Origin of the sequence: Paractinoplanes toevensis (assembly GCF_018332695.1) — a bacterium.
Lineage (GTDB): Bacteria > Actinomycetota > Actinomycetes > Mycobacteriales > Micromonosporaceae > Actinoplanes > Actinoplanes toevensis.
On record NZ_BOQN01000163.1, the window covers coordinates 1 to 575 of the forward strand.

1 protein-coding gene is annotated in these 575 nt (G+C 68.5%); it reads right to left on the bottom strand.

The genetic code is table 11. The features are described from left to right. On the bottom strand, positions 1-575 hold a 575-nt coding region (locus tag Ato02nite_RS48375; RefSeq protein ID WP_213013501.1), incomplete at both ends, for a SigB/SigF/SigG family RNA polymerase sigma factor.

Sequence of the window (575 nt, forward strand, 5' to 3'; positions counted from 1 at the left end):
AGGCGGGACACGTGCATCTGGGAGATGCCGATCTGGTCGGCGATCTGCGACTGGGTCAGGTTGCCGTAGAAGCGCAGGGTGAGGATCTTCTGCTCGCGCTCGTCCAGCATCGCCAGCGCCGGGCCGAGGGCGACGCGGGTCTCGGCGAGTTCGAACTCCACGTCCGGGCCGCCGAGGGTCTCACCGAGTTCGGTGGTGCCGTCGGCGCTGATCGGGGTCGACAGCGAGGTGGCGTTGTAGGCGCGGGCGCCTTCGAGGCCTTCCAGGACTTCTTCCTCGGTGATCCCGAGGTGCACCGAGATGTCGGCGACGGTCGGGGAGCGGCCGAGGGTGTGGGTCAGGGTGCTGTTGGCCTCGGTGATCGCGAGGCGCAGTTCCTGCAGGCGGCGCGGGACCCGGACGGACCAGGTGCGGTCGCGGAAGTGGCGCTTGATCTCGCCGATGATGGTCGGGATCGCGTAGCCGGCGAAGTCGACGCCGCGTTCGGGGTCGAACTTGTCGACCGCCTTGATCAGGCCGACGGTGGCGGTCTGGATCAGGTCGTCGGTGGGCTCACCACGCCCGGAGTAACGATT